Origin of the sequence: Algoriphagus oliviformis, from assembly GCF_017254915.1 — a bacterium.
GTDB classification, from domain to species: domain Bacteria; phylum Bacteroidota; class Bacteroidia; order Cytophagales; family Cyclobacteriaceae; genus Algoriphagus; species Algoriphagus oliviformis.
Genome location: NZ_JAFKCT010000037.1, coordinates 1 through 546, shown reverse-complemented (window position 1 = coordinate 546; position 546 = coordinate 1). Strand labels below are relative to the sequence as shown.

Annotated in this window: 1 rRNA gene; it reads right to left on the bottom strand. The window is 51.6% G+C overall.

Going from position 1 to position 546, the window contains the following annotated elements:
- A 23S ribosomal RNA gene (locus J0A68_RS22455) occupies window positions 1-546 on the bottom strand; the annotation flags it as partial.

Genomic DNA, 546 nt, shown 5'->3' with positions numbered 1-546 from the left:
GGGATGGCCCCCTAGCCGAAACAGTGCTCTACCCCCGAAGATGAGTTCACGAGGCGCTACCTAAATAGCTTTCGGGGAGAACCAGCTATCTCCCGGTTTGATTGGCCTTTCACCCCCAGCCACAAGTCATCCGCTAATTTTTCAACATTAGTCGGTTCGGTCCTCCAGTTAGTGTTACCCAACCTTCAACCTGCCCATGGCTAGATCACCGGGTTTCGGGTCTATACCTTGCAACTATTCGCCCAGTTAAGACTCGGTTTCCCTACGGCTCCCCTATACGGTTAACCTTGCTACAAAATATAAGTCGCTGACCCATTATACAAAAGGTACGCAGTCACACCACGAAGGTGCTCCCACTGCTTGTACGTACACGGTTTCAGGTTCTATTTCACTCCCCTCGCCGGGGTTCTTTTCGCCTTTCCCTCACGGTACTGGTTCACTATCGGTCAGTCAGGAGTATTTAGCCTTGGAGGATGGTCCCCCCATATTCAGACAGGATGTCACGTGTCCCGCCCTACTCATCGAACTCACGACCTGTGCATTTTA